This is a genomic window from Actinomadura sp. NAK00032 (assembly GCF_013364275.1).
Lineage (GTDB): Bacteria > Actinomycetota > Actinomycetes > Streptosporangiales > Streptosporangiaceae > Spirillospora.
This window is the reverse complement of sequence record NZ_CP054932.1, coordinates 1648894-1671497: the sequence shown is the minus strand read 5'-3', so window position 1 is coordinate 1671497 and position 22604 is coordinate 1648894. Positions and strand designations below refer to the sequence as shown.

Below are 22604 nucleotides of genomic sequence, written 5' to 3'. Positions count from 1 at the left end.
TCATGCCGACGGTTGTACGCGGCACCTGGTTCCAGCCCGGTCGCAGCGGCCGCGACCGGGCTGAGACCGGGGATCTGGCATCGTCAGGGCATGGCCCTTCGACCCGGCAGCCGCCCAGCGGGCACGACGACCGGCGGTGCGCGGCGGTGAGGATCCTCGTCGTCGAGGACTTCGAGGTCCTCGCCCGCTCCCTCGGGACGGGGCTGCGTCACGAGGGCATGGCCGTCGACGTCGTCCTCGACGGAACCGCCGCTCTCGACCGCCTGGCCGTCACCCGCTACGACGTGGTGATCCTCGACCGGGACCTGCCGGGCGTCCACGGAGACGAGGTCTGCCGGCGCCTCGCCCACGGCCGCTGCGAGACCCGGGTCCTGATGCTCACCGCCTCCGGCACGGTCGAGGACCGCGTCGACGGGCTCAGCCTCGGCGCCGACGACTACCTGCCCAAACCCTTCGCGTTCGCCGAACTGGTCGCCCGCGTCCGTGCGCTGGCGCGCCGCGCCACCCCGCCGCTCCCGCCCACTCTGGAAAGCGGGGACATCACTCTCGATCCGGCCCGCCGCACCGCGTTCCGGGCAGGCCGGCGCCTGCAATTGAGCCCGAAGGAATTCGCCCTGCTCGAATGCCTGCTCGCCGCGCCCGGCCTGGTCATCTCCGCTGAGGAACTGCTCGAACGCGTCTGGGACGAAGCGGCCGACCCCTTCAGCAGCGCCGTCAAGCACACCATGCACCGGTTGCGGACGAAGCTCGGCGAACCGCCCGTGATCGAGACCGTCCGCGAGGGCGGCTACCGCATCGGACCGCCATGACCGTCCGGCAGATCGCCAGAAGCTCCCTGCGGACACGGCTCGCGCTCGCCTACGCAGCCGGCGTCTACGCCGCCGGTGGCTTCGTCCTCGTCCTGGTGCTCGTCCCGCTCGTCAGCGTCGATGCGGCCACACCTAGGGGACGCCCCTCATCGGGCGTGACCACCGGAGCAGGGCGCGGGATCAGCCTGGCCCAGCTCCTCACCGGCTCCGCCATCGCCTTGATCATTCTGGTTCCCGTCGCCCTGGCTCTCGGCTGGTTCGTCGCCGGCCGGTTCCTGCGCCCGCTGCGCACCATCACCGCCACCGCCAGGATCATCTCCGCCGGCGACCTCCACCGGCGTCTCGACCTCGGCGACCCCACGGACGAGCTGACCGAACTGGGCCACACCCTCGACGACCTGTTCGCTCGCCTCCAGGCCTCCTTCGACGCCCAACGCCACTTCCTCGCCAACGCCTCCCACGAACTGCGCACCCCGCTGGCCGGCCAGCGCACCCTCCTCGAAGTCGCCCTCGCCAACCCCGATACCGACACCGACACCCTGCGCTCGGCCTGCCGGGAGGCCCTCGCCCTCGGCGAACACCAGGAGCGGCTCGTCCAAGCACTGCTCGCCCTGGCCACCAGCGAGCGCGGCGTCGCCCGCTCGGTAGGTGTCAAGTCAAACGGGACAGGGGCCAGTGATCGTTAGGCGGCCTGTTTCTCCTGGTCAGAGCTGCTCGGGTCGGTGGGGTCTTCGTCGGGTCGGTTGATCTGCGCGACTGTGGGGATCTTGGGCAGCGTGGGCGGCTGGGTGAACCGTCGCGGGTTGGCCGCGCGGAACGCTGCGATCGTGGCGGCTCGGTTGTGCTGGATCGCCTGTGCGGTGCCGATATGCATGGTGAACGGCGTGTGGAGCCCGATCCCGGCGTGGTAATGCCGGTGATTGTAGTAGTCGAAGAAATGGTGGCAGAACGTCTCGGCCTCGTCGAGCGAGGTGAACCTGGCAGGGAACACCGGGCAGTACTTCAAGGTTTTGAACTGCGCCTCGCTGTAGGGGTTGTCGTTGCTCACCTTCGGGCGGGAGTGGGACTTGATGATGTCCAGGTCTGCCAGTAGTGCCGTCACCGGCTTGGAGGTCATCGAGGTCCCGTTGTCGGAATGGATGGTGCCGGGCACGATCCCGCCGTTGGCGGCGAACGAGTTCTGCATGAACTGCTCGGCCAGCTCACCTGACTCGCGCAGGTGGATCTCCCAGTGCACGACGTAGCGGGAGAAGATGTCGAGCATCACATACAGGTCATAGAACTGGCGTGGCCCCGGACCTGGCAGTTTCGTGATATCCCAACTCCATATCTGGTTGGGGGCGTGCGCGGCCAGATACGGTTTGGTGCGCGCCTGGTGCCGGGCGTGGGCGCGCCGCTCCCGGACCTGGTCACGCCTGCGTAGTTCCCGGTACATCGTCGACACCGACGCCAGGTACACCCCCTCGTCCAGCAGCGCAGCCCACACCTGTCGGGGTGCCTTGTCGGCGAACCGGTCGCTGTTGAGCATCTCGACCAGTTCGGCCCGTTCGCTCTCGCTCAGCGCGTTCGGCGGCGCCGGCCGCTCCGCCGGCTCACTGTTTCCCGGCGCCGGGTTCCGCCGTCGGTAGAAACTGCTGCGCGGCACACCCGACAATGCGCACGCGAAGCGAATCGGCAGATGCTCGACCAGCAGGGAAAGGGTTTCGTGGCGGCAGCGGGTCACGAATTCTCGGTGTCCGCGCTCTCGGACATTGTTTCCAAGAGCGCGATACCTTTTCCCATGATGTCCAGGGCGGCCTCGGTCTGCTTGAGTTTTCTGGCCATGGCGGCGTTCTGCCGCTCCAGCCGCGCCTTCTCCTTGCGCAACTGCTCCAACTCGGCCTGCTCCGGCGTCTTCTCCTTCTTGGCGGCCGGGCGGCTCGTTCCCGCAGCGGTCAGTTCACCGGCGTCGCGCTGCCGGCGCCACAGTTGAACGCTGGACTCATAAAGTCCCTCACGGCGCAGCAGTGCGCCCTTGTCGCCATGCTCGGCCGCGTCGTACTCCTCGACCATCCGCAACTTGTAGGCGGCACTGAAGGTCCGCCGCTTGGGCCGGCCGGTCCGCGGCCCGTCACCGGAAGGAAGATCGTGGCTGGTCATCGTCACTCTGCTCAGTACCCGTTCTCGCCCTGTCTACATCAGCTAGGGAACTTCATCCCCTCGTGTCCCATCTGAGCCTGACACAGAGGGGCTGGGATCGCCTCGACCTTGCCGACGTCGTCAAAGGAGCCCTCGCCCGCCGCCGCGACCAGGCGGTGGAGCAAGGCATCAACATCGCCGAGCACCTGACGCCCGCGGTGACGGCCGGGGACCCGAAATTGCTCGAAAGCCTCGTCACCAACCTCATCGACAACGCCATCCGCTACAACCACGCCGGCGGCCACGTAGAGGTCACAACACGGACCTCCGGCACGCAGGCGGTCCTCAGAGTCACCAATAGCGGACCGGTCGTCCCCGGCGACCAGATCCCGCGCCTCTTTCACCCCTTCCAGAGGCTGGCACCTGATCGTCACGGACGCCGCGACAGCTACGGTCTCGGCCTCGCCATCGTGAATGCCGTCGTCCGAGCCCACCACGCCACTCTCACTGCCAACGCCCGCGCCGAGGGCGGCCTGGACATCGACATATGGTTCGGCTCCCAAAGCGCCTGAGGCATCCAGCGCAGTGCGTCTCGGGCGCCTCCTTCAGGACGGGCGGACCTCGGTGTCCCTAGCCGTGGGCATTCCTCAGCGTGCTCGGGATGAGCTTCAGCGCGCCGTGGGAGACACTGACGCACAGCGCCGTGGGGACGAGTACTGTGAGCGCCCCGATCAGGCTCGCCAGCAAAGAGTGCGCAATGCCCACACCGGTGACCATGGCGGCAAGAAACACATAGACCATGGCCAGGGCTCCGGCAACTGCGGTGGCGACGAGCCACTTGGTGAGCAGACGTCCCCTCTTCGCGGCCACCTCGCCGATGACGCCGGCCGGCAAGAACAGCAGTGGCAGCAAGACGACGCCAACCACACCGGCAAGGAGCACCAGGAAAGGCCCGGCCAATGGACCGCCAATGTCCGCATCAGCGACGACTGCGCACACGAGCAGACCGGCGTAGATGACGGTGCTCTGGACGACGAACGCCAAGCAGGCGACTATCGCACCAACCAGATGCTGGCCAGCCTTCACGAACATGCTGCTCCCCCGCGGTCACGCCCCGGTCGGCAGCACAGCGAAGTCACCGGCCGAAAACGTCCAGATTGTGACCATATCGGACGGTCGCCGTGGTACGTGGCGGCGACCGCTGGGCGTGCCGACTACAGCAGCGCTGAACACACACGGTCACGCAGGCCAGGGGCCATGTGCCACCACGTCGCCACCAAGCCCGACCGACGCTCGCTGAGGCGCGCGCGTGGACAGATCCGGACGACAGCGAACCCCGCGCCAGCGGCTGAGCGCCCACGGGTCGGCCCCCACCGTCCCACACCGCCGTCCGCTGACCCCATGGATCCGAGCCTTCAAGGTAGCCGCACTTCAGGGCAAAGACCCAAAGGCTCAGAACTCGAACATGCACGGAAGGGCACGCATAATGCGGGTACGCCTCGGTCGCGCGGGCGTTCACCGGACGAGTGTTAAGCGCGAAGAAATGTCAGTGGTGGGGTAGAGGCCGACCCGGGAGAAGGCTGGGTCGGCCTCTGGTTTTGGGGTTAGGCGACGGCGGTGGCTTCTAGTTCGACCATTAGGGGCGGGAGTGCCAGGCGGGTTACGCCCAGCATTGTGGTGGTCGGGGCTACTCCGGCGGTGGCGAGGCGGGAGGCCAGGACGGCGTAGTGCTGGAAGAGGCGGTCGACGTCGGTGGTGTAGACGTTGAGCCGGACGAGGTTCTCCAGGGTCATGCCGGCCTCGTCCAGGACGGTCTCCAGGTTGTCGAGGCTCAGGGTCAGCTGTGCTTTCATGTCGTCGGGGTGCTGGGGCTTGCCGTCGGCGTCCATCGCGGTCTGGCCGGAGATGTAGAGGGTGCGGGTCTCACCGGAGACGGTCTCGCCCTGGTTGTAGCCCATCTCGACCGACCATGCCCAAGGGTTGACCGGCGTTCGCTCTATGGTCACTGCGGCTCCGTTCGTTGGGAGTACGTTCGTCGGCTCCAGTGGCCGATGTGGTGAGAGCCTGCCAACCAATCACGACATCCTGTGTCATGTATTCGCTAGGGTTTTCGTGTGCGTGCCGACCGGTTGGTCTCGCTGGTGCTGCTGCTGCGCCGGCGCGGCCGGTTGTCCGCGGCCACGCTGGCTCGCGAGCTGGAGGTGTCCACGCGGACCGTCCTGCGGGATATCGAGGCGCTGTCGGCGGCCGGGGTTCCCGTGTACGCCGAGCGCGGGCGGCATGGCGGTTTTGAGCTGCTGCCCGGTTTCCAGACGGAGCTCACCGGGCTGAACCACGATGAGGCGCTGGCGCTGCTGATCGCCGGGTCGCGGCGGGGGGCGCAGGCGTTCGGGCTGGGGTCGGCGCTGGCGTCGGCCATGCTCAAGGTGGTCGACGCGCTTCCTGAAGGCCATCGGGACGTTGCGGCGGGGGCGGCCCAGCGGTTGCTCATCGATCCGGAGATCGACCTTCTGTCGCGGCGGCAGGACGCCGAGGAGGTGCCCGAAGCCGTCGTGGCTCAGGTTCGGCGTGCGGTGTTCGCCGGGCACAAGTTGCGCATCCGCTATGAGGCCAAGGGCGGGGCGCCGCAGTGGCGGACGGTTGATCCGGTCGGTCTGGTGACCGTTCGGGATCTGGGGTACCTGCTGGCGAGGAAGGCGGGCGAGGACCGCACCTACCGGCTGTCGCGGATCCTGGCCGCCGAGGAACTCGACGAACCCGCCCAGCGGCCGGAAGAGGTCGATCTGGACCAGGTCTGGCAGGAGCGCAGCACGCGGTTCCGGACCGGGGGCGACCAGGTCGCCGTGCTGGTTCGGGTGCACCCGGCGCGGCGGGACGAGCTGGTCGGCACCGCGCTGGCCGTCCTCGCCGAAGAAGCCGAGCCCGATGGGTGGGTGCGGCTGGAGGTGACCTTTCAAGACCAGAGGCACGCCGTGTGGGCGTTGTGGCAGCTCGCTAGTAGTGCGGAGGCCCTGGGGCCTGAGTGGTTGCGCACTTCGCTGCGTGATCGGGCTGCCGCTATCGCCGCTTGCTATGGCGGCGCGCCTTAGAGGTCGTGTGCAGGTTCAGGTCAGGCGGTTTACGGCCTGCGGCCACGGGGTCGGGTCTGAGGCGTCCTCGCTCATCATGATCTCCTCCTCGTACCAGCCGGTTCCCGAGAGCCAGGCGTGGAGCCAGGCGGCGAGGCTTTCGGCGTCCTCGTACCAGGCGATGCTCCAGTCCTCCTCGACGGCGTTGGGTTCGTAGAGGAGGACGGGACCTCGGGGGTCGGTGCAATCGACCGCCGCGTACATTCCGCAGCCCCAGTCGAGGACGGGAACGACGCCGGACGGCCATTGCCCGGGGACGTATTCGGCCTGGTACGACCCCACGACGGTGCGGCCTTCGCCGATCAGGGGCAGGAGTTGGTAGTCGGGGCCGAAACCGCCGTTGCCGACCTCCTGGTAGAGGCGGGCGAGGAGGGGCGGCAGCGGGAATCCCAGGGCCGTTTCCGCTTCTCGCACCTGGTCGGGGGTGGCACGGGTCAGGTCGGCCGATGACTCCTGGGCCACTCGTTCGGCGACCAGCCTCAGCAACTCGTCGTGTCCCGTCACCCGACTCATGATGGCGATCGCGTCTGACATCGGGGACTGGACGGCTCCGCGAGGTGAGCGCTGTGGCTCAGATCACTTGAGAAAGGTGACAGTACGTTGTCGTGGACGGTTGGGAGCGTTGGCCGCGTGACGATCACAGATGAGGACTGCCTCAACGAGACCCTGGCGTTCAACGAGCAGTTCGAGGCCGCCGCCCGGAGGCGGCCGGCTCGCGGGAAGGCGCCGAGCGCGGACATGCTGGCACTGCTGCGGCGCAATCGGCTCGGCGGCGACACGCCACCGGTGAGGCTGCCCCACGGGCGGGACCGGCTTGTCCACGGGGTGAAGGTACGGGTCTTCACACCGGAGCGGATCGACGGCGTGTACCTGCACATCCACGGCGGCGGCTGGGCATTCGGTTCGGCGGACGGGCAGGACGAGCGGCTCTGGCGGCTCGCGCGGCAGACGCGGCTCGCCGTGGTGAGCGTCGACTACCGCCTCGCGCCCGAGCATCCGTTCCCCGCCGGGGCGGCTACGAGATGTTCACGCCGGGGATGGGAAGCGAGCAGCGCCGCGACCCGGGCGTGTCGCCCCTGTTCGCGGACCTGGCCGGGATGCCGTCCGCCCGGATCGTCGGCGGCACCGAGGACCCGCTGCTCGACGACTCGCTGTTCCTCGCCGCACGGTGGCGGGCCGCGGGGGCGCCCGTGCGGCTGGGGGTCGTCGCCGGGGCGATGCACGGCTTCACTCTCTTCCCGCTGACGATCACCGAGCGGGAGCAGCGGCGCGAACGCAAGTTCCTGGCCTCGGCGCCATGAAACGCGCTGCCCGGCTGTACGCCCTGGTGGACGAGTTGCGCGCGGCGGCGCCACGGCCGGTGGCGGTCGCGGTCCTCGCCGCGCGGTTCGAGGTCGGTGCGCGCACGGTGCAACGGGACCTGCAGACGCTGATGGAGGCGGGTGTCCCGGTGCGCGGTGGAGGAGGCCGTCGCCGGCGGCATGGTGGTGCGGTTGTCCTACTGCGACGCGGCGGGGCGCCGGAGTGACCGGGTCGTGGAACCGGCCGGGTTGCTGACCGCTTCCGGCCGCTGGTATCTGATCGCCTGGTGCCGCACGCGCCGGGCCGGACGGGGCCTCCGGCTTGACCGGATCGCGGCGGCGGCTCCGACCGGTGAGCGCGTCCAGGCGCGTGACCTGGCCGAACTCCTTCTCGGCTCGGCCGCCGAGCGCGCCGTCCCACCGGCCGCGCTCGTCCCGCTGGCCCGGCCGTGAACGGCGCCGGAGGCGGTCAGGTGATGAGGGGTGCGGTCACCGGTGTCGGTGAAGTCCCAGTCGGTGGTCAGCGTCAGGGGCGGGGGTGGTCGCCGCCCTTCAGCTGGTCGAGCGCGTGCGGGAGGACGCGGGCCAGCACGGCCATGCCGTCGCGGACGCCGCCGGTGGAGCCGGGGAGGTTGACGATGAGGGTGCGGCCCGCGACGCCGGCCAGGCCGCGGGAGAGGATCGCCGCGGGCACCTTCTCGCGGCCCTCCAGGCGGATCGCCTCCGCGATGCCCGGGATCTCCCATTCGAGGACCTGGCGGGTCATCTCCGGGGTCTGGTCGGTCGGGGTGAGGCCCGTCCCGCCGGACGTGACGACGGCGTCGTAGCCGTCCGCGACCGCGTCGCGCAGCACCTCGGCGACCGGCGGGCCGTCCGGGATCACCACCGGGCCGTCCACCTGGCAGCCGAGGTCCTCCAGCAGCTCGACCAGGACCGGCCCCGACCTGTCGGCGTAGACGCCCGCGGCGGCGCGGTTGGAGACCGTGACCGCCATCGCCCTGATCACCGGCGCATCCCCGGTCACCGGCGCCACACGCCCTTCTTGCCGCCGGTCTTCTCCTCGACGCGGACGTCGGTGATGACGGCGGCGGGGTCGACCGCCTTCACCATGTCGATCAGGGCGAGCGCCGCGACGCTGACAGAGGTCAGCGCCTCCATCTCCACGCCGGTGCGGTCGGCGGTACGGGTGACCGCCTCGATCGCGACGCCGTCGTCCGTGATCTCCAGGTCGACGGTGACGCCGTGCAGCGCGATGGGGTGGCACAGGGGGACGAGGTCGGGAACACGCTTGGCCCCCATGATCCCGGCGATGCGTGCCACGGAGATGGCGTCGCCCTTGGGGATGTCACCGGCGCGCAGAAGGGCGACGCAGTCCGGCGATAGGCGGACGAAGCCCGTCGCCGTCGCCGTCCTGGCGGAGACGTCCTTGGCCGACACGTCGACCATGCGGGCCGCGCCGGTGTCGTCCAGGTGGGTGAACTCTGTCACGAGGGCAACCTCAGAACGTTGACGGTGGAACCGGCCTGCACGGCCTCGGTGTCTTCCGGGATCTCGATCAGCGCGTTCGCCGAGGAGAGGGACGCCAGCTGGTGTGATCCCTGGACCTCGGCGGGTGCCACGCTGTAGGAGCCGCGGTCGAACGACAGCTTCCCGCGCAGGTAGTGGCGCAGGCCGGCGGGTGACGTAACGTCCTCGGCCAAGACGGCGCTCACGGTCGGCAACGGTTCCGGCGCGAGCCCCTGCATGGCGAGCAGCGCGGGACGGACGAAGACCTGGAACGAGACGTACGCGCTTACGGGGTTCCCAGGGAGCGTGAACACGGGCGTGCCTTCAAGGAGGCCGAACCCTTGCGGCTTGCCCGGACGCATACGCACCTTGTGGAAACCCACCGTGCCGGTCAGCGCTTCCTTGACGACGTCCCTCGTGCCCATGGAAACGCCGCCGGTGGTGATGATGGCATCGGCTCGGACGAGCTGGTCGTGGAGCATTTCCAGGACGTTGCCCGGCTCGTCCTCCACCGTGGCGTGGCGGTAACCCACTCCCCCGGCCTCGACCACGGCGGCGATCAGCATGAAGCTGTTCGACTCCCAGATCTGGCCCGGGGCCAGGGTGGCGCCCGGCTCGCGCAGTTCATCGCCTGTGGAGACCACCACGACGCGTGGTTTCGGACGCACCGTCACCCTGGGCCGTCCCACAGCCGCGACCATGCCGAGCTGGGGCGCGGTCAGCCGCGTGCCGACGGGCGCGACGACCTCCCCGGCGCGGACGTCCTCGCCCGCGCGCCTGATGTAGTTGCCCGGCGGGGCCGCGCGGAAGACCTGGACGTTGGCGTTCCCGCCGTCCGTCCACTCGACCGGGATGACCGCGTCGGCGCCGGCGGGCAGCGGCGCGCCCGTCATGATCCGCGCGGTCAGGCCGGGCCGGATCGCGGACACGCCGGAGTCGCCCGCCACGATGTCGCCGACGACGGGCAGCGCCACCGGGGATCCGTCGGCGGCCGCCGCGATGTCGGCCGCGACGACGGCGTAGCCGTCCATCGCCGAGTTGTCGAAGGGCGGCAGCGGCACCGGCGCGGACACGGGCTCCGCGAGCACCGTGCCCTGCGCCTCCAGCAGCGCCAGGTCCAGCGGCGGCAGCGTCTTCACGCTGCCGAGGATCTCCTGCAGATGCTCATCGACCGTTCTCATGACCACGCCCTCCAGTCTGGCGGGTCGTCACGCGTCCCCGGAGCCGCCCACGCCGCCCGCGGCGTCCTGGGACTGGACGAACTCGCGCAGCCACGGGATGAACTCGGGCGCCAGGTCGGGACGTTCCGCGGCGAACTGGACGACCGTCCGCAGGTACTCCAGCTTGTTGCCGGTGTCGTAGCGGCGCCCCCGGAACTTGACGCCGTAGACGCCGCCGCCCTGGCCGGCGGGCGTGTCGGCGAGGGTGCGCAGGGCGTCGGTCAGCTGGATCTCGCCGCCGCGCCCGGGCGGGGTCTTCTCCAGCACGTCGAACACCGCGGGGTCGCAGACGTAGCGGCCGATGATGATCCAGTTGCTCGGCGCCTCCTCGGCGGCGGGCTTCTCGACGAGGTCGGAGATCCGGACGACGTCGTCCTCGTCCGTCGCCTCGATGGCCGCGCACCCGTAGGCGGAGACCTGGTCGGGCTCCACCTCCATCAGCGCGATGACGCTCCCGCCGTACTGGTCGCGCACCTCGATCATGCGGCGCAGCAGCTTGTCGCGGGCGTCGATCATGTCGTCGCCGAGCAGCACCGCGAACGGCTCGCGGCCGACGTGCTGGCGGGCGCAGTGCACGGCGTGCCCGAGGCCGCGCGGCTCGCCCTGCCGGACGTAGTGCATGATCGCGAGGTCGCTGGACTCGCGCACCGCCTCCAGCCGCCCGTCGTCGCCCTTCGCGCGCAGCGCCTCCTCGAGCTCGTAGGCTCGGTCGAAGTGGTCCTCGATGGACCGCTTGCTGCGCCCGGTGATCATCAGCACGTCGCTGAGGCCGGCGTCGACCGCCTCCTCGACGACGTACTGGATCGCCGGTTTGTCGACGATGGGCAGCATTTCCTTGGGAGTCGCCTTGGTGGCGGGCAAGAATCGGGTACCGAGGCCGGCCGCCGGGACGACCGCCTTGAGTACAGGTGCAATGTCGGCCATGTACCGACCCTAGCCATCCGTGAGGACGACAGCGTGCAGGACATCGTTTCGAAGACCGATCTCCGGACGGAATTGCTGGCCCGGCGTGCGGCGATGCGACCGGAGGAGCGCTCCGCGGCCGCGCGGCCGATCCGCGACGCGCTGCTGTCGGTCCCCGAGGTGGAGATGGCGGGGACCATCGCGGCGTACGCGTCCATCGGCGACGAACCCGACACGCGCAGCCTGCTGTTCGCGCTGTGGAAACGCGGCACGTACGTGCTGCTCCCGATCCTGCTGCCGGACGGCGATCTCGACTGGGCGTCCTATGAGGGGCCCGACTCGCTGGTGCCGGGGGCGCGCGGGTGCCTGGAGCCGTCCGAGCCGCCGCGCGGGCCTGGCGCCATCGCCGGCGCGGACGTCGTCCTGACCCCGGCGGTCGCCGTCGACCGGACCGGGGTGCGCCTCGGCCGCGGCGGCGGCTCCTACGACCGGGCGCTCGCGCGTGTCGGCCCGGCGATCCTGACGGTGGCGCTGCTGTACGACGGCGAACTGGTGGACGCGCTGCCGGCCGAGCCGCACGACCAGCGCGTCCGGGCCGTCGCCACGCCGTCGGGCGGGCTCGTCCGGCTGGACTGACCCCGCACCGACGGGGGCAGGACGTCCGGAGCGGGAGCGCCCAGAGCGAGGTCGCGACGTCCAGGAGCGGGAACCTCCGGGAGCGCGAACCTCCGGGAGCGCGAACCTCCGGGAGCGCGAACCTCCGGGAGCGCGACCGAAGGGGGGACGTCCGGGGCGGGGGCCCGGGGCGGGACGTGCGAAACATCGCGTTCAGGGTAAAACCGCAGGCCATACAGCGATTGCCGCCGTTTCCGACATGCCGATGCTCAACAGGAAATGCGCGATCGACCGTTGAATCTGTAGGATTGCTAAACGTTCAACTTTGACGACCCCGAAGGGCGGGATGTGCATCTCGACATCTGGCTACTCCTCGGGGCCGCGCTCGTACTCTGCGCCATCATCGCGGTCAGGCTGTCCCACAAGGCGGGACTCCCGACCCTGCTGGCGTACATGGCCCTCGGCCTCTTCATCGGCGAGTCCGGTCCCCTCCACATCCACTTCGACGACGCCGAACTCGCCGAGACGCTCGGGCTCGCCGCCCTGGTCCTGATCCTCGCGGAAGGCGGCATCACCACCGACTGGCGGCGCATGCGGCCGTCGGTGCCCGCCGCGGTCAGCGTGTCCATCATCGGCACCCTGATCAGCATCGGCATCGTGGCGGCCGCCGCCATCTGGCTCATCGGCATGGACTGGCGCCCGGCGTTCCTGCTCGGCGCCGTGCTCGCGCCGACCGACGCCGCGGCCGTGTTCTCCGTGCTGCGCCGATTGCCCCTGCCCTCCCGGCTGATGGGCCTGCTGGAGGGCGAGTCCGGCTTCAACGACGCCCCCGTCGTCATCATCGTGGTCACGCTGAGCGCCCACAGCGCCGCCCCCAACCTGGCCGAACTGCTCGGCGTGATGGTCTACGAACTGGTCGCGGGCGCCGTCATCGGCATCGCCATCGGCTGGCTCGGCGCGCAGGGGCTGCGCCGCATCGCGCTGCCCGCGTCCGGCCTCTACCCCATCGCGGTGCTGTCGCTGGCCGTCGGCTCCTACGGCATGGCGTCGCTGCTGCACGCGAGCGGGTTCCTCGCCGTCTACGTGAGCGCGGTGGTGCTCGGGAACTCCCGGCTCCCGCACCGTCCCGCCACCCGAGGCTTCGCGGAGGGCGTCGGATGGCTCGCCCAGATCGGGCTGTTCGTGATGCTCGGGCTGCTGGCCGACCCCGGCGACCTCCCCGGCCAGATCGTGCCCGCGCTGATCGTCGGGTTCGTGCTGCTGCTGGTCGCCCGTCCGGTATCGGTCGTGCTGTCCACGATCGGGTTCAAGCTGACCTGGGGCGAGAAGGTCTTCACCTCCTGGGCCGGGCTGCGCGGCGCCGTGCCGATCGTCCTCGCGACCATCCCGATGGTCGCCGACATCCCGAACGCCGATCGACTGTTCGCGATCGTCTTCAACATCGTCGTCCTGTTCACCCTGCTCCAGGGGCCGACGCTGCCGCTCGTCGCGCGCTGGTGCCGGCTGTCCAGCGACGAGCAGACCCGCGAACTGGACGTGGAGGCGGCGCCGCTGGAGGAACTGCACGCCGACCTGCTGGAGGTCCGGATCCCGGCCGACTCGATGCTGAGCGGCGTGGAGATCTTCGAGCTGCGGCTGCCGCCGGGCGCGTCCGTCACCCTCATCGTGCGTGAAGGGTCGAGCTTCGTCCCCGAACCCACCACGCCCTTGCAGTCCGGTGACACGCTCCTGGTCGTGACCACCGACTCCGTGCGCGAGACGGCGGAGCGGCGGCTGCGCGCGGTCAGCCGCAAGGGCAAGCTGGCGGGCTGGTTCGGCGAGACCGGCACCTGACCGGCCGGCCCGTGCACGGGCCGCGGCCGTCTTGGGACGAACCCGCAGGTCTGGGGGACGAGGCGCCGGGGGACGGTTTTGTGACCCGGCCGGGAACAGGCCGGGGGCGAATCCTGTTCCACGCATGGGTACCATTAGCAGTCGTTCAGAGTGAGTGCCAGTCCGGACTCCGCCGGGCTGAGTCAGCTAGGAGGAACCGTGCCGACGTATCAGTACGTTTGCACCGAGTGCGGCGAGCCGCTGGAGGTCGTGCAGAAGTTCAGCGACAACGCGCTGACCGAATGCCCGGCGTGCAGCGGCAAGCTCCGCAAGGTCTTCTCCGCGGCGGGGATCATCTTCAAGGGGTCGGGCTTCTACCGCACCGACAGCCGCGGCTCCGGCAAGTCGTCCTCGACCGCGGGCTCGTCGTCGGGCGCCTCGTCCAACGGCTCGTCGGGCGGTTCGTCCAACGGCTCTTCGGGCGACTCCGGTTCGGCGGGCTCGGCGGGGTCGTCCTCGTCGTCCTCCGGCTCGTCGTCGTCCGGCGGCGACTCCTCGTCGTCCAGCAAGTCCTCGTCGTCCGAAAAGGTCGCCTGACCTCCTAGGACCCCTTCACGTCCGACCCGGCGGAACCCCTGCGGATCCGCCGGGCCGTCGGCGTTCCCGGGCGCCGGCTACATCTCAAGACGTAGCCGGCGCCCTTTTCATGCCCCAGGTGGGGTAGCCGGGTTCCCTTCTCGCGCCGGACGCGCACGGCATCCCCGCTCGCGACGATTGAGAGTGGGGAACGGCCCGCTTCGGCGCTCCGGCGCCGCCTGGCCTGCTCGGCCCGCTCGGCCCGATCCGCGTTCCGTTCCCGCCGCACCATCCTCGGGGATTTCGAGATATTACTTGACATCTCTCGGGGAGCGAGAGACTCTGAGTCAATGCGACATATCTCGTCTTTCACGGCCCTCAGGAGAGGAACATGAGCGCACCGAGCCCGGCTCCCCCCAGACCCCCGTCCCACCGACTGGCCGGACTGATCGCCGGACGGCGTACCAAATGGGCCGTGCTGGCCCTGTGGATCGTCCTGCTGATGGCCCTCGGCCCGCTCGCCGGCAAGCTCGGCGACGTCGAGGAGAACGACGCGGCCGCCTGGCTGCCCGCCGGCGCCGAGTCGACGCAGGTCGTCGAACTGGAGGAGCAGTTCCGCAAGGACGAGACGATGCCCGCCGTCATCGTCTACGAGCGGTCCGGCGGGATCACCGCGGCGGACCGCGCCAAGGCCGCCGCGGACGTGAGCGCGCTGCAGAAGCTCCCCGGCGCCCAGAAGGTGGCGGGGCCGTTCCCGTCCAAGGACGGCAAGGCCCTGCAGACGCTGGTGCCCCTCACGGACGTCGACATCACCGCCGCCGTCGACGACGCGCGCGACATCGCCAAGCGCGGGCCTCCCGGGCTGACCGCCCACGTCACCGGGCCCGCCGGCAGCGGCGCCGACATGTTCAAGGTCTTCAACAGCCTCGACGGCTTCCTGCTCATGGCAGCGGGCCTGGTCGTCATCGTCCTGCTGCTGTTCATCTACCGCAGCCCTCTGCTGTGGATCGTCCCGGTACTCAGCGCCGTCTTCGCCCTGGGGCTCGCCCAGTCGTCGGTGTACCTGCTCGCCAAGTACGGCGACCTCACCGTCAACGGGCAGAGCGCGGGCATCCTGACGGTGCTCGTCTTCGGTGTCGCGACCGACTACGCCCTGCTGCTCGTGGCCCGCTACCGGGAAGAGCTACACCGCCATGAGGACCGGCACGAGGCCATGGCCTACGCGCTGCACCGTGCGGCGCCCGCCATCATCGCCTCCGCCGCCACCGTCGCGGTCGGCCTGCTGTGCCTTCTGCTCGCCGACATGAACTCCACCGCCGGCATGGGCCCCGTCGCCGCCGCCGGCGTGCTCACCGCCCTGGCGGCCATGACCACGCTGCTGCCCGCCCTCCTGGTCATCTTCGGCCGGTGGCTGTTCTGGCCGCTCGTGCCCCGGTACGACGCCAAGTACCTCAAGCCGGAGGCGTACGAGGCAGAGCACAACGTGTGGAGCCGTATAGCGGCCTTCGTCGGCAGGCGCCCGCGCGCGCTCTGGGCCGCCACCATGCTCGGCCTGATCGTCCTCACGCTGGGACTTGGCTCGCTCAAGGCGGACGGCCTGACCGACGCCGGCCAATTCACCGGAACCCCCGACTCCGTGAAGGGCTCGAAGGTCGTCGCCCAGCACTTCCCGGCGGGATCGGGCTCCCCCGCCGTCGTCATCGGCCGGGCGTCGGCGTCCGGCCAGCTGGCCCAGACCCTGCGCGGGACGTCCGGCATCGCCGAGGTCTCCTCGCCGGCGACCGTGAACGGCCTGGTCAAGTACGAGGCGGTGCTGAAGGACCCGGCCGACAGCCAGGCCGCGAGGGCGACCATCGACCGGCTGCGCACCGCCGTGCACGGCGTCCCGTCCGCGGACGCGAAGGTCGGCGGCACGACCGCGACGTCGCTCGACATCAAGCGTGCCTCCACCCGCGACAACAAGGTGATCATCCCGATCGTGCTGGCCGTGGTGTTCCTGATCCTCATCGCGCTGCTGCGCGCGGTCGTCGCGCCGCTGCTGATGATCGGCACCGTCGTGCTGTCGTTCCTGGCCTCGCTCGGCGCCTGCGCGCTGATCTTCGAGCACGGCTTCGGCTTCGAGGGCGCCGACGCCGGGTTCCCGCTGCTGGCGTTCATCTTCCTGGTCGCGCTGGGGGTCGACTACAACATCTTCCTGATGCACCGGGTGCGGGAGGAGTCGCAGACCCTCGGCACGCGCCGTGGCATCCAGCGCGGCCTCACCGTCACCGGCGGCGTGATCACCTCGGCCGGGCTGGTGCTGGCGGCCACGTTCGCGGCCATGGTCACGCTGCCGCTGGTCAGCATGGTGGAGATGGGCTTCGTGGTCGCGTTCGGCGTGCTGCTCGACACGCTCATCGTCCGGTCCCTGCTGCTCCCGGCCCTGGCGCACGACATCGGCCGCCGGATCTGGACGCCGGGACGGCTCGCCCGCGAGGAGCCGGCCGCCGAGCCCAAGGTCCTGGACCCGGTCGGCTGACGGTCCCCGGGGGAGAGGGCGCGCGTGCCCTCTCCCCCGGTTATCCACAATCGGCGGACGACCTGCCGCGCCCGGTGGCCGGGTGGCTAGTGTCGGCGCCATGTCCACTTCCGGTTCCCAGCCCACCGCCGAGATCGGGGTCATCGGCGGCTCGGGCTTCTACTCGTTCCTCGACGACATCGAAGAGGTGCGGGTCGACACCCCCTACGGCCCGCCGAGCGACCCCATCGCGGTCGGCGAGCTGGGCGGCCGCCGCGTCGCCTTCGTCCCCCGGCACGGCCGCGACCACCGGTTCCCGCCGCACCGGATCCCCTACCAGGCCAACCTGTGGGCGCTGCGCTCCCTCGGCGTGCGGCAGGTCCTCGCGCCCTGCGCGGTCGGGTCCCTCACGCCGCGGTACGGGCCCGGCACGCTCGCCGTCCCCGACCAGCTCGCCGACCGGACGTCCGGGCGCGAGCAGACCTACTACGACGCCGGCGGCGCGATCCACGTGTCGTTCTCCGACCCGTACTGCCCCACCGGCCGCCGCACCGCCCTCGAATCGGCCCGCGCCACCGGCTGGGAGCCGGTCGACCGCGGCACGCTCGTCGTCATCGAGGGGCCCCGGTTCTCCACCCGCGCCGAGTCCCAGTGGTTCGCCGCCCAGGGCTGGACGCTCATCGGGATGACCGGCCACCCGGAGGCCGTCCTCGCCCGCGAGCTGGCGCTCTGCTACACCTCCCTCTGCCTCGTGACCGACCTCGACGCCGGCATCGAGGAAGGCGAGGGCGTCACCATGCAGGAGGTGCTCCGCGTCTTCGGCCAGAACATCGACCGCCTGCGCACCCTCGTCGCCGACGCGGTCAAGGCGCTGCCCGCCGAACGCACCTGCCCGTGCCCCGGCGTCCTGGACGGCATGGAGCTCCCCCTGGACCTCCCATGAGGCATGCCCGCCTGCGGCGGCCGCTGGCGGCGCTGTTCGCCGCGGCCGCCGCGGGCCTCGCCCTCCTCGCGCTGCGGCCCGGGCCTCCCCCGTCCGTCCGCGTCCTCGCCGCCGCCCGCGACCTCCCCGCGGGCACGACCCTGACCGCCTCCGACGTCCGCCCCGTCGCCCTCCCGCCGTCCGCCGTCCCGTCCGGCGCCCTCCGCACGGCCGCCACCGGCCGCACTCTCGCCGGCCCCATGCGCCAAGGCGAACCGTTAACGGACGCCCGTGTCCTGGGCGACGCCCTCCTCCACGGCTACGGCCCAGGCACGGTGGCGGCCCCGGTCCGCATAACCGACCCCGACGCCGTCCGCCTCCTCCACCCCGGTGACCACATAGACGTCCTCACCCACCCGCCCCCTGAGTCCCCCACCCCCGCCGAGCAACCACCGGACGCCCGATGGAGCACGGCCAAGACCGTGGTCTCGGACGTCCCGGTAATCACAGCCCCACCACCAACCGAAACTGCCGAAGGAGCACTGGTCGTCCTAGCAACCAGCAGACCCCAAGCCCTAGCACTGGCGACCGCAGGCCCTTACCTCTCCCTGACCATCACCAGTCCCTAACCCCCACAAGCAACGTTCCACCACGCGCGACCATATCCAGAACGCCACCAACAGCCCGACCACCGAGCAACCGACAGATCCCAAGTGGTGCTGGGTGGGTTCGCCGCGAGGGGCGGGGCGGGCGTTACCTGAGGTCAACTTGGCTAAGCGGGGAGTGTTCAATACCATCCGTAGCCGTTCCAGCGCCCTTGATGTGCTTTGGGCGTTCCCCGCTACCCCCAGGAGTCCTCATGAGCGGATTCAAGAAGTTCCTCTTCCGCGGCAACCTGGTCGACCTCGCGGTCGCCTTCGTCGTCGGCGCGGCGTTCGCGGGCCTCGTGAAGGACTTCGCGAACTCGTTCATCACCCCGCTGATCGCCCTCATCGGCGGGAAGCCCGACTACACCCGGCTGGCCGTCACCATCGACGGCACGACGTTCCCCTACGGGGTCTTCGTCACCTCGGCGATCGCGTTCGCCATCACCGCGGCGATCGTCTACTTCCTGGTCGTCCTGCCGACGACGAAGCTGATCGAGCGGATGGACCGCGGCAAGGAGGCCACCGAGCGCGAGTGCCCGCAGTGCCTCAGCGAGATCCCGATGAAGGCCAGCCGGTGCCGCTACTGCACCTCGGAGATCGTTCCCGCCACCGAAGTCCCCTACTAGGCCCCCCGTCCCGCCTCCTGGTGAGGAGCCCCGGCAGAGGGGGCTCCGCGCCTGGAGGCGGGGCCGGTCACTCGTTCTCGGTTCCGAACTCCCAGTGCCAGGGCTCGAACGGGTTGCTGTAGGCCCATGCCGGGTGGATCCAGCCGTACCTTCCGGCGTGGGACTCCATCCAGTTGAACTGGAGGGAGCCCGAGTTCTGGATGCCGCCGCACAGGTCGAGGGCCTGGCCCTTGCCGTGGTTGCTCGTGCCGGGGACGGCGGCGAAGCCGGGCCGGCGGGCGTAGACGGAGTGCTGCTCGGCCAGGCTCCGGTACGCGTCCGTCACGCACATGTCGCGGCCGAAGCGACGCTTGTACGCGGTGTTGAGTTTGTAGAAGGAGAGGGCCGCGTCGGCACGCAGCTTGTGGTCGCCCTTCTGCGGCAGCGCGCACAGGTACTTCGCCGGGATCAGGCCGTTCGGGAACTTCTTCGCGTCCGCGGCGAGGGTCTTGTCGCAGCCGAGCTCCAGCCGCTTCTGCCGGCTGACCGCGAGCTTGTCGAGCATGTCGTTGAGCTGCTTCGTCAGCTGCGCCGACTTGCTCTTCAGCCCGTCCACCTCCTGCTGGAGGCGGGTCTGCTCGACCGCGTTGCGCGACTGCAGGTCCTGCGCGGTGGAGGCGAGCTGCCGGCGCCGCTTCTGCAGGTCGTCGGCACGGTCCACGAGCGCCTGCTGCGACCGGGCGAGCAGCGTCACGTCCGCCGTCGAGCGCAGCGCCTGGCCCGGGTCGCCGCCGCCGAAGATCGACATGGACCCGGCCGCGCCGCTCTGCTGGTAGGACGTGTTCGCCAGCCGGGCCAGCGGCTCCCGGATCCGGTTCAGGTCGGCCTCGGCCACGGCGAGGTCCTTCAGCGTGCCGCGCAGCTTCACCTGCGAGGCGGCGAGGTCCTTCTGCCGGCCCTTCATCTGATCGGTGGCCTTCTCCAGCTCGTCGCGGGCCTTCGACGCCTCGCGCCGCAGCGACTCCAGCGAGTCGGCCCGGCCCGCGGCGGCGGCGCCGTGCGGTGACAGCACCGCCATCACCAGGAAGACCGCGGTCAGCGCCGCCGACCGGGTGTACGGCACGGTGGTTTTCCTCCAGATGCCCAGTTGCGGAACAGCGGCAGAACGCTACTACAGGTTCTACGATGACCTGTGCGTAACCGGTTCAGCGGTCACCGTAACCGTGGCGCTCGCACCACCGGCGCATCCACCAGACATCGTCCCAGCCCGCCGGGCACGGCCGCCGCACCCGCCTCGTCGGGGACGGCGACGGCGCCGGAGCCGCGGTCCTCCGCGGCTTCGTCACCGGCGCGGGCGCCCGTTTCGGCACCTTGGTCGCGATCTGCGGCTCCGACTCGGGCGGCACGTACTCGCCGTACGTCGGCTCGGTCTCCGGCGTGGCCGGCGCCGTGTTCCGCGCCGGCGTCCCCGCCGTCTCGGGCCGCTCCCGGACGGGCTCGTCCCGCATCCCGACCGCGATCACGGACGCCACGAGCACGGGCACCAGGAACGCGCCGGCGATCACCGCGATCTGTCTGCTCCGCGACGCACCGCGCTCTTCCACCTCGTCCTCGGCGCCCTTGAGCTTCGGCTGACCGCGATGCCGTCCCGTCACGGCACCGAAGCGTACCGACCGGGGCCAAGCCCGGCCTAGAGTCTCGGGCCACCCATAAGAAGAAGCGTTCACCGGGCCCTTTCCCCTACCCTGTACGTGCCGTCCGCTACGCTCTAGCGCGAGCGACGACATGCCTCCGTAGCTCAGGGGATAGAGCACCGCTCTCCTAAAGCGGGTGTCGCAGGTTCGAATCCTGCCGGGGGCGCCATCGTCCCTTCGGAGCAAGGCCCTGACCAGCGCGAACGTCGGGGGCTGCCTGTCGTGTGTGGTGTGCCCGATCCTGTGCGGCCGTTCGCGGCTCGTCGGTCCCAATGCGGTCCCAGGGGGTCCGTTAGTTGACTTACGGGCCTCTGCCGGGCCGGGCTGCGGATTTCTCGCCGTTGAGCGCATCGGAGTACGCCGCTCGGCTCTCGCCTCCCTCTTCGGGTGGAAACAGCGCGGCCTCACACCGCTCCTGGCGTGGGGCCCTTCGCTCGCAGCCGCTGCACCGGCGTCCCCTATGCGGCACGCGTCGCCATCCGAATCGGCCGTGGCGCCGACTACGCTCGCGCCCCGGTCCCAGGCCGCTGCCCACTCGTGGTTCCACCTCGCACCTGGGCGTCAGGCCGACGATCCATCGTCCTCTGAGCAGACCGATGAGCGACTTGAGGAACACCCCCCTGCCGGAGCCGGACGGCCCGAGGAGCGGTGCTGCATGGTCGCTGTGGCTTCGGCTCGGGCATCCCCGGTGTGGACGGGGGGCCGGCTTTCATCGCGGGCAGGTGAGGTCGCGCGTGGGGAGGGTGCCGGTTCGCGGGTAGGTGTTGACGGCGCGGTCCGCGCACGGGACGGCCGTGAGACCGTCCAGGCCGCGTCCAAAGACGCCGTGCGAGCGGATGTCCGCCCGGATTGGACAGCAGGATGCCGCGCCGGTGCGCGCCGTCCTTGGCCGGGATCCGGGAGACCGCCAGCCTGATGGACGCGCCGTCCGGCTTCGCGTAGTCGAGTGGGACGCTCACCTGCGCGCAGTGCGCGCCCGCCTCGACCAGGTCGGTGGCGTCCTCCGGACACGCCCCCACGAGAGCCGCTGGCCCAGATATCGCGACATGTCGGACGGCTGGTCGCGGTGTCCTGGTGCCGGGGCAGCGGTAGCGGTCCCGGCCGGGCCCGCGATCCCGGCGCCCGCGATCCGCGTCGCCGCGACCACGGCGGTGCCCATCGCGATGCCGATGCGAGGAATGATCACGCTTCGGAGTACATCGTCCCCGGCACGGGGAATCACTGCGGCCGCCCCCCCATTCGCCAGGTGGGGGCAGCCCCAGGTCGATGCCTTCCGCAGCGCGCCGACGGCCGCCTTCGGATCCGGTTGCGGCCGGGTCAGACCCAGTCCGCTTGGGCGGCTAGGGCGGTGCGGTAGAAGGCGCCCATTCCGAATTGGTCCGGAGCGGCGATGTCGGCGGCCCTGTGGGCGGGTGTGGTCGCCTGGGGCTCGTCCATCAGCTGGGACAGTGCGCCGTCCGCAGGTGGGGTGCGCGCGAACAGTTCCAGTGCTGCCGCGTTCTCGGCGGACGGAGAGTCCGGCACTTCGATCACCACGCCGGCGTCCTCTGTCAGCATGTCGGCGGTTGGAGGCAGTGCCTCGCGGCCGTCCTCTGTGAGATTCGTCCCCAGCAGGACGGTGCCGCCGACCACCACGATCCTCATGGCGGGCCCCTCCTTTCTCGGTCTTGCCGGGTACGACCAGGCGGCCCGTGAGGCTGTGACAGTTCGGCCGGGATCGACGCGGGGGCGGGGGCACTGGTCGATGCCCGGGGTCCCGGGGGTGAGTGCCCTAGGGGGTCACGGATGCGAATCGGGCACGGGCCCGGGGAACCTGTCTTCATGCGCAGATATCCGGTCGTAAATCACGCACCGTTCGGGGCAGAGGAGAAGGAAGCTCGCTGCATGGCCGACCTGGACTATGGGTGGCGTCTCCGCGAGGTCATGGCGGAGCGCGGCATGTTCTCCACGACGGAACTGCGCCCGCTGCTGGCCGCTCGCGGCGTCGAGCTGTCGGCGAGCCAGGTGTACCGGCTCGTGGTCGACAAGCCGGAGCGGCTGAACCTCCGCACGCTGATGGCGCTGCTGGACATCCTCGACTGCACGATGGACGACCTGATCAAGCCGCCCTCCGCACGGACCGCGCGCCGTCCGGTGGAGTGACGCGGAGTACCGCCCCCCGCCGAGGCGGGAGTCCCGTGGCCCCGTGGAGATGGCCCGGGTCTCCCCAGGGAGACTGCCCAGGCTCTCCCTGATGCGACCGCACCGCGTG

27 protein-coding genes, 1 tRNA gene and 1 pseudogene are annotated in these 22604 nt (G+C 70.5%); 17 read left to right on the top strand and 12 right to left on the bottom strand.

Features of this window, described 5'->3' with window-relative positions:
• Positions 1–146 precede the first annotated feature (146 nt).
• Both HUT06_RS07860 and HUT06_RS07855 read left to right on the top strand, forming a co-directional pair.
• Complete coding sequence (locus HUT06_RS07860) at positions 147–809, top strand: response regulator transcription factor (protein WP_176195101.1); 663 nt, start codon at positions 147–149, stop codon at positions 807–809.
• The gene (locus HUT06_RS07855) at positions 806–1495 is read left to right on the top strand and encodes a HAMP domain-containing protein (RefSeq protein WP_217711248.1); all 690 of its coding nucleotides are present in this window, start codon (positions 806–808) and stop codon (positions 1493–1495) included. The genes HUT06_RS07860 and HUT06_RS07855 overlap by 4 nt, the downstream gene beginning before the upstream one ends.
• Here HUT06_RS07855 and HUT06_RS07850 read toward each other — a convergent pair.
• Positions 1492–2532 (bottom strand): IS3 family transposase, encoded by a 1041-nt coding sequence (locus tag HUT06_RS07850; RefSeq protein WP_176195100.1) that lies wholly within the window; start codon positions 2530–2532, stop codon positions 1492–1494. The genes HUT06_RS07855 and HUT06_RS07850 overlap by 4 nt on opposite strands.
• Positions 2529–2948 (bottom strand): transposase, encoded by a 420-nt coding sequence (locus HUT06_RS43765; protein ID WP_217711149.1) that lies wholly within the window; start codon positions 2946–2948, stop codon positions 2529–2531. The genes HUT06_RS07850 and HUT06_RS43765 overlap by 4 nt, the downstream gene beginning before the upstream one ends.
• Positions 2949–3010: 62 nt before the next feature.
• On the opposite strand from HUT06_RS43765, the gene HUT06_RS07840 reads away from it, so the two are divergent.
• Positions 3011–3499, top strand: coding sequence for a HAMP domain-containing sensor histidine kinase (locus HUT06_RS07840; protein WP_254715039.1), 489 nt, complete (start codon positions 3011–3013; stop codon positions 3497–3499).
• Between the two features lie 58 nt (positions 3500–3557).
• Here HUT06_RS07840 and HUT06_RS07835 read toward each other — a convergent pair whose 3' ends face one another.
• Both HUT06_RS07835 and HUT06_RS07830 read right to left on the bottom strand, forming a co-directional pair.
• A complete protein-coding gene (locus HUT06_RS07835; RefSeq protein WP_176195099.1) occupies positions 3558–4019 on the bottom strand; it encodes a hypothetical protein in 462 nt (153 codons plus the stop codon).
• A 512-nt stretch (positions 4020–4531) separates the two neighbouring features.
• Positions 4532–4927: a RidA family protein gene (locus HUT06_RS07830; RefSeq protein WP_176201214.1), complete on the bottom strand. Its 396-nt coding sequence runs from the start codon at positions 4925–4927 to the stop codon at positions 4532–4534.
• Positions 4928–5041: 114 nt separating this feature from the next.
• On the opposite strand from HUT06_RS07830, the gene HUT06_RS07825 reads away from it, so the two are divergent.
• A complete protein-coding gene (locus tag HUT06_RS07825; RefSeq protein ID WP_176195098.1) occupies positions 5042–6016 on the top strand; it encodes a YafY family protein in 975 nt (324 codons plus the stop codon).
• A 15-nt stretch (positions 6017–6031) separates the two neighbouring features.
• Here the strand turns inward: HUT06_RS07825 and HUT06_RS07820 are convergent, their stop codons facing one another.
• Entirely contained in the window at positions 6032–6559 is a 528-nt protein-coding gene (locus HUT06_RS07820; RefSeq protein ID WP_217711247.1) for an SMI1/KNR4 family protein, read from the bottom strand.
• A gap of 234 nt (positions 6560–6793) precedes the next feature.
• On the opposite strand from HUT06_RS07820, the pseudogene HUT06_RS45555 reads away from it, so the two are divergent.
• From HUT06_RS45555 to HUT06_RS43755, 4 genes and pseudogenes are all read left to right on the top strand, one after another.
• Positions 6794–7057: pseudogene (locus tag HUT06_RS45555) on the top strand (alpha/beta hydrolase); the annotation flags it as partial.
• 35 nt (positions 7058–7092) lie between these two features.
• Entirely contained in the window at positions 7093–7356 is a 264-nt protein-coding gene (locus tag HUT06_RS44405) for an alpha/beta hydrolase fold domain-containing protein (protein WP_254715038.1), read from the top strand.
• Positions 7353–7583: an HTH domain-containing protein gene (locus HUT06_RS45150; protein WP_217711245.1), complete on the top strand. Its 231-nt coding sequence runs from the start codon at positions 7353–7355 to the stop codon at positions 7581–7583. The genes HUT06_RS44405 and HUT06_RS45150 overlap by 4 nt, the downstream gene beginning before the upstream one ends.
• Positions 7498–7809 (top strand): YafY family protein, encoded by a 312-nt coding sequence (locus tag HUT06_RS43755; RefSeq protein WP_254715037.1) that lies wholly within the window; start codon positions 7498–7500, stop codon positions 7807–7809. The genes HUT06_RS45150 and HUT06_RS43755 overlap by 86 nt, the downstream gene beginning before the upstream one ends.
• A gap of 73 nt (positions 7810–7882) precedes the next feature.
• On the opposite strand, the gene HUT06_RS07805 is transcribed toward HUT06_RS43755, so the two are convergent.
• The 4 genes from HUT06_RS07805 to galU are packed head-to-tail and all read right to left on the bottom strand — an operon-like array spanning position 7883 to position 11006.
• The gene (locus HUT06_RS07805; RefSeq protein ID WP_176201213.1) at positions 7883–8350 is read right to left on the bottom strand and encodes a molybdenum cofactor biosynthesis protein B; all 468 of its coding nucleotides are present in this window, start codon (positions 8348–8350) and stop codon (positions 7883–7885) included.
• Between the two features lie 26 nt (positions 8351–8376).
• Positions 8377–8844: a cyclic pyranopterin monophosphate synthase MoaC gene (moaC, locus tag HUT06_RS07800; RefSeq protein ID WP_217711243.1), complete on the bottom strand. Its 468-nt coding sequence runs from the start codon at positions 8842–8844 to the stop codon at positions 8377–8379.
• Entirely contained in the window at positions 8841–10043 is a 1203-nt protein-coding gene (gene glp / locus HUT06_RS07795; protein WP_176195096.1) for a gephyrin-like molybdotransferase Glp, read from the bottom strand. The genes moaC and glp overlap by 4 nt, the downstream gene beginning before the upstream one ends.
• A gap of 27 nt (positions 10044–10070) precedes the next feature.
• A complete protein-coding gene (gene galU / locus HUT06_RS07790; protein WP_176195095.1) occupies positions 10071–11006 on the bottom strand; it encodes a UTP--glucose-1-phosphate uridylyltransferase GalU in 936 nt (311 codons plus the stop codon).
• A gap of 33 nt (positions 11007–11039) precedes the next feature.
• Between galU and HUT06_RS07785 the strand changes: the two genes are divergently transcribed.
• The 7 genes from HUT06_RS07785 to HUT06_RS07755 all read left to right on the top strand — a co-directional run bounded on the left by HUT06_RS07785 (position 11040) and on the right by HUT06_RS07755 (position 18680).
• The gene (locus tag HUT06_RS07785) at positions 11040–11621 is read left to right on the top strand and encodes a 5-formyltetrahydrofolate cyclo-ligase (protein WP_176195094.1); all 582 of its coding nucleotides are present in this window, start codon (positions 11040–11042) and stop codon (positions 11619–11621) included.
• A 327-nt stretch (positions 11622–11948) separates the two neighbouring features.
• Positions 11949–13433, top strand: a complete 1485-nt coding sequence (locus tag HUT06_RS07780; protein WP_176195093.1) for a potassium/proton antiporter — start codon at positions 11949–11951, stop codon at positions 13431–13433.
• A 198-nt stretch (positions 13434–13631) separates the two neighbouring features.
• On the top strand, positions 13632–14009 hold the full coding sequence (locus HUT06_RS07775) for an FmdB family zinc ribbon protein (RefSeq protein WP_176195092.1): 378 nt from the start codon (positions 13632–13634) through the stop codon (positions 14007–14009).
• A gap of 370 nt (positions 14010–14379) precedes the next feature.
• A complete protein-coding gene (locus tag HUT06_RS07770) occupies positions 14380–16506 on the top strand; it encodes an MMPL family transporter (protein WP_176195091.1) in 2127 nt (708 codons plus the stop codon).
• Positions 16507–16606: 100 nt separating this feature from the next.
• Complete coding sequence (locus HUT06_RS07765) at positions 16607–17428, top strand: S-methyl-5'-thioadenosine phosphorylase (protein WP_176195090.1); 822 nt, start codon at positions 16607–16609, stop codon at positions 17426–17428.
• Positions 17425–18036 carry an SAF domain-containing protein gene (locus HUT06_RS07760; protein WP_176195089.1) on the top strand — a complete coding sequence of 204 codons (612 nt, stop codon included), beginning with the start codon at positions 17425–17427 and terminating at the stop codon, positions 18034–18036. Before HUT06_RS07765 ends, HUT06_RS07760 begins: the two co-directional genes overlap by 4 nt.
• A 230-nt stretch (positions 18037–18266) precedes the next feature.
• Complete coding sequence (locus HUT06_RS07755) at positions 18267–18680, top strand: MscL family protein (RefSeq protein ID WP_176195088.1); 414 nt, start codon at positions 18267–18269, stop codon at positions 18678–18680.
• A 67-nt stretch (positions 18681–18747) separates the two neighbouring features.
• On the opposite strand, the gene HUT06_RS07750 is transcribed toward HUT06_RS07755, so the two are convergent.
• A complete protein-coding gene (locus HUT06_RS07750) occupies positions 18748–19782 on the bottom strand; it encodes a D-alanyl-D-alanine carboxypeptidase family protein (protein ID WP_176195087.1) in 1035 nt (344 codons plus the stop codon).
• 82 nt (positions 19783–19864) lie between these two features.
• Entirely contained in the window at positions 19865–20314 is a 450-nt protein-coding gene (locus tag HUT06_RS07745) for a hypothetical protein (protein WP_176195086.1), read from the bottom strand.
• 132 nt (positions 20315–20446) lie between these two features.
• Here HUT06_RS07745 and HUT06_RS07740 point away from each other — a divergent pair.
• Positions 20447–20522, top strand: a tRNA-Arg gene (locus tag HUT06_RS07740).
• A 1148-nt stretch (positions 20523–21670) separates the two neighbouring features.
• Here HUT06_RS07740 and HUT06_RS07735 read toward each other — a convergent pair.
• Positions 21671–21997 (bottom strand): hypothetical protein, encoded by a 327-nt coding sequence (locus tag HUT06_RS07735; protein WP_176195085.1) that lies wholly within the window; start codon positions 21995–21997, stop codon positions 21671–21673.
• 240 nt (positions 21998–22237) lie between these two features.
• Here HUT06_RS07735 and HUT06_RS07730 point away from each other — a divergent pair, with 240 nt between their 5' ends.
• A complete protein-coding gene (locus HUT06_RS07730) occupies positions 22238–22495 on the top strand; it encodes a helix-turn-helix transcriptional regulator (protein WP_176195084.1) in 258 nt (85 codons plus the stop codon).
• Positions 22496–22604 lie beyond the last annotated feature (109 nt).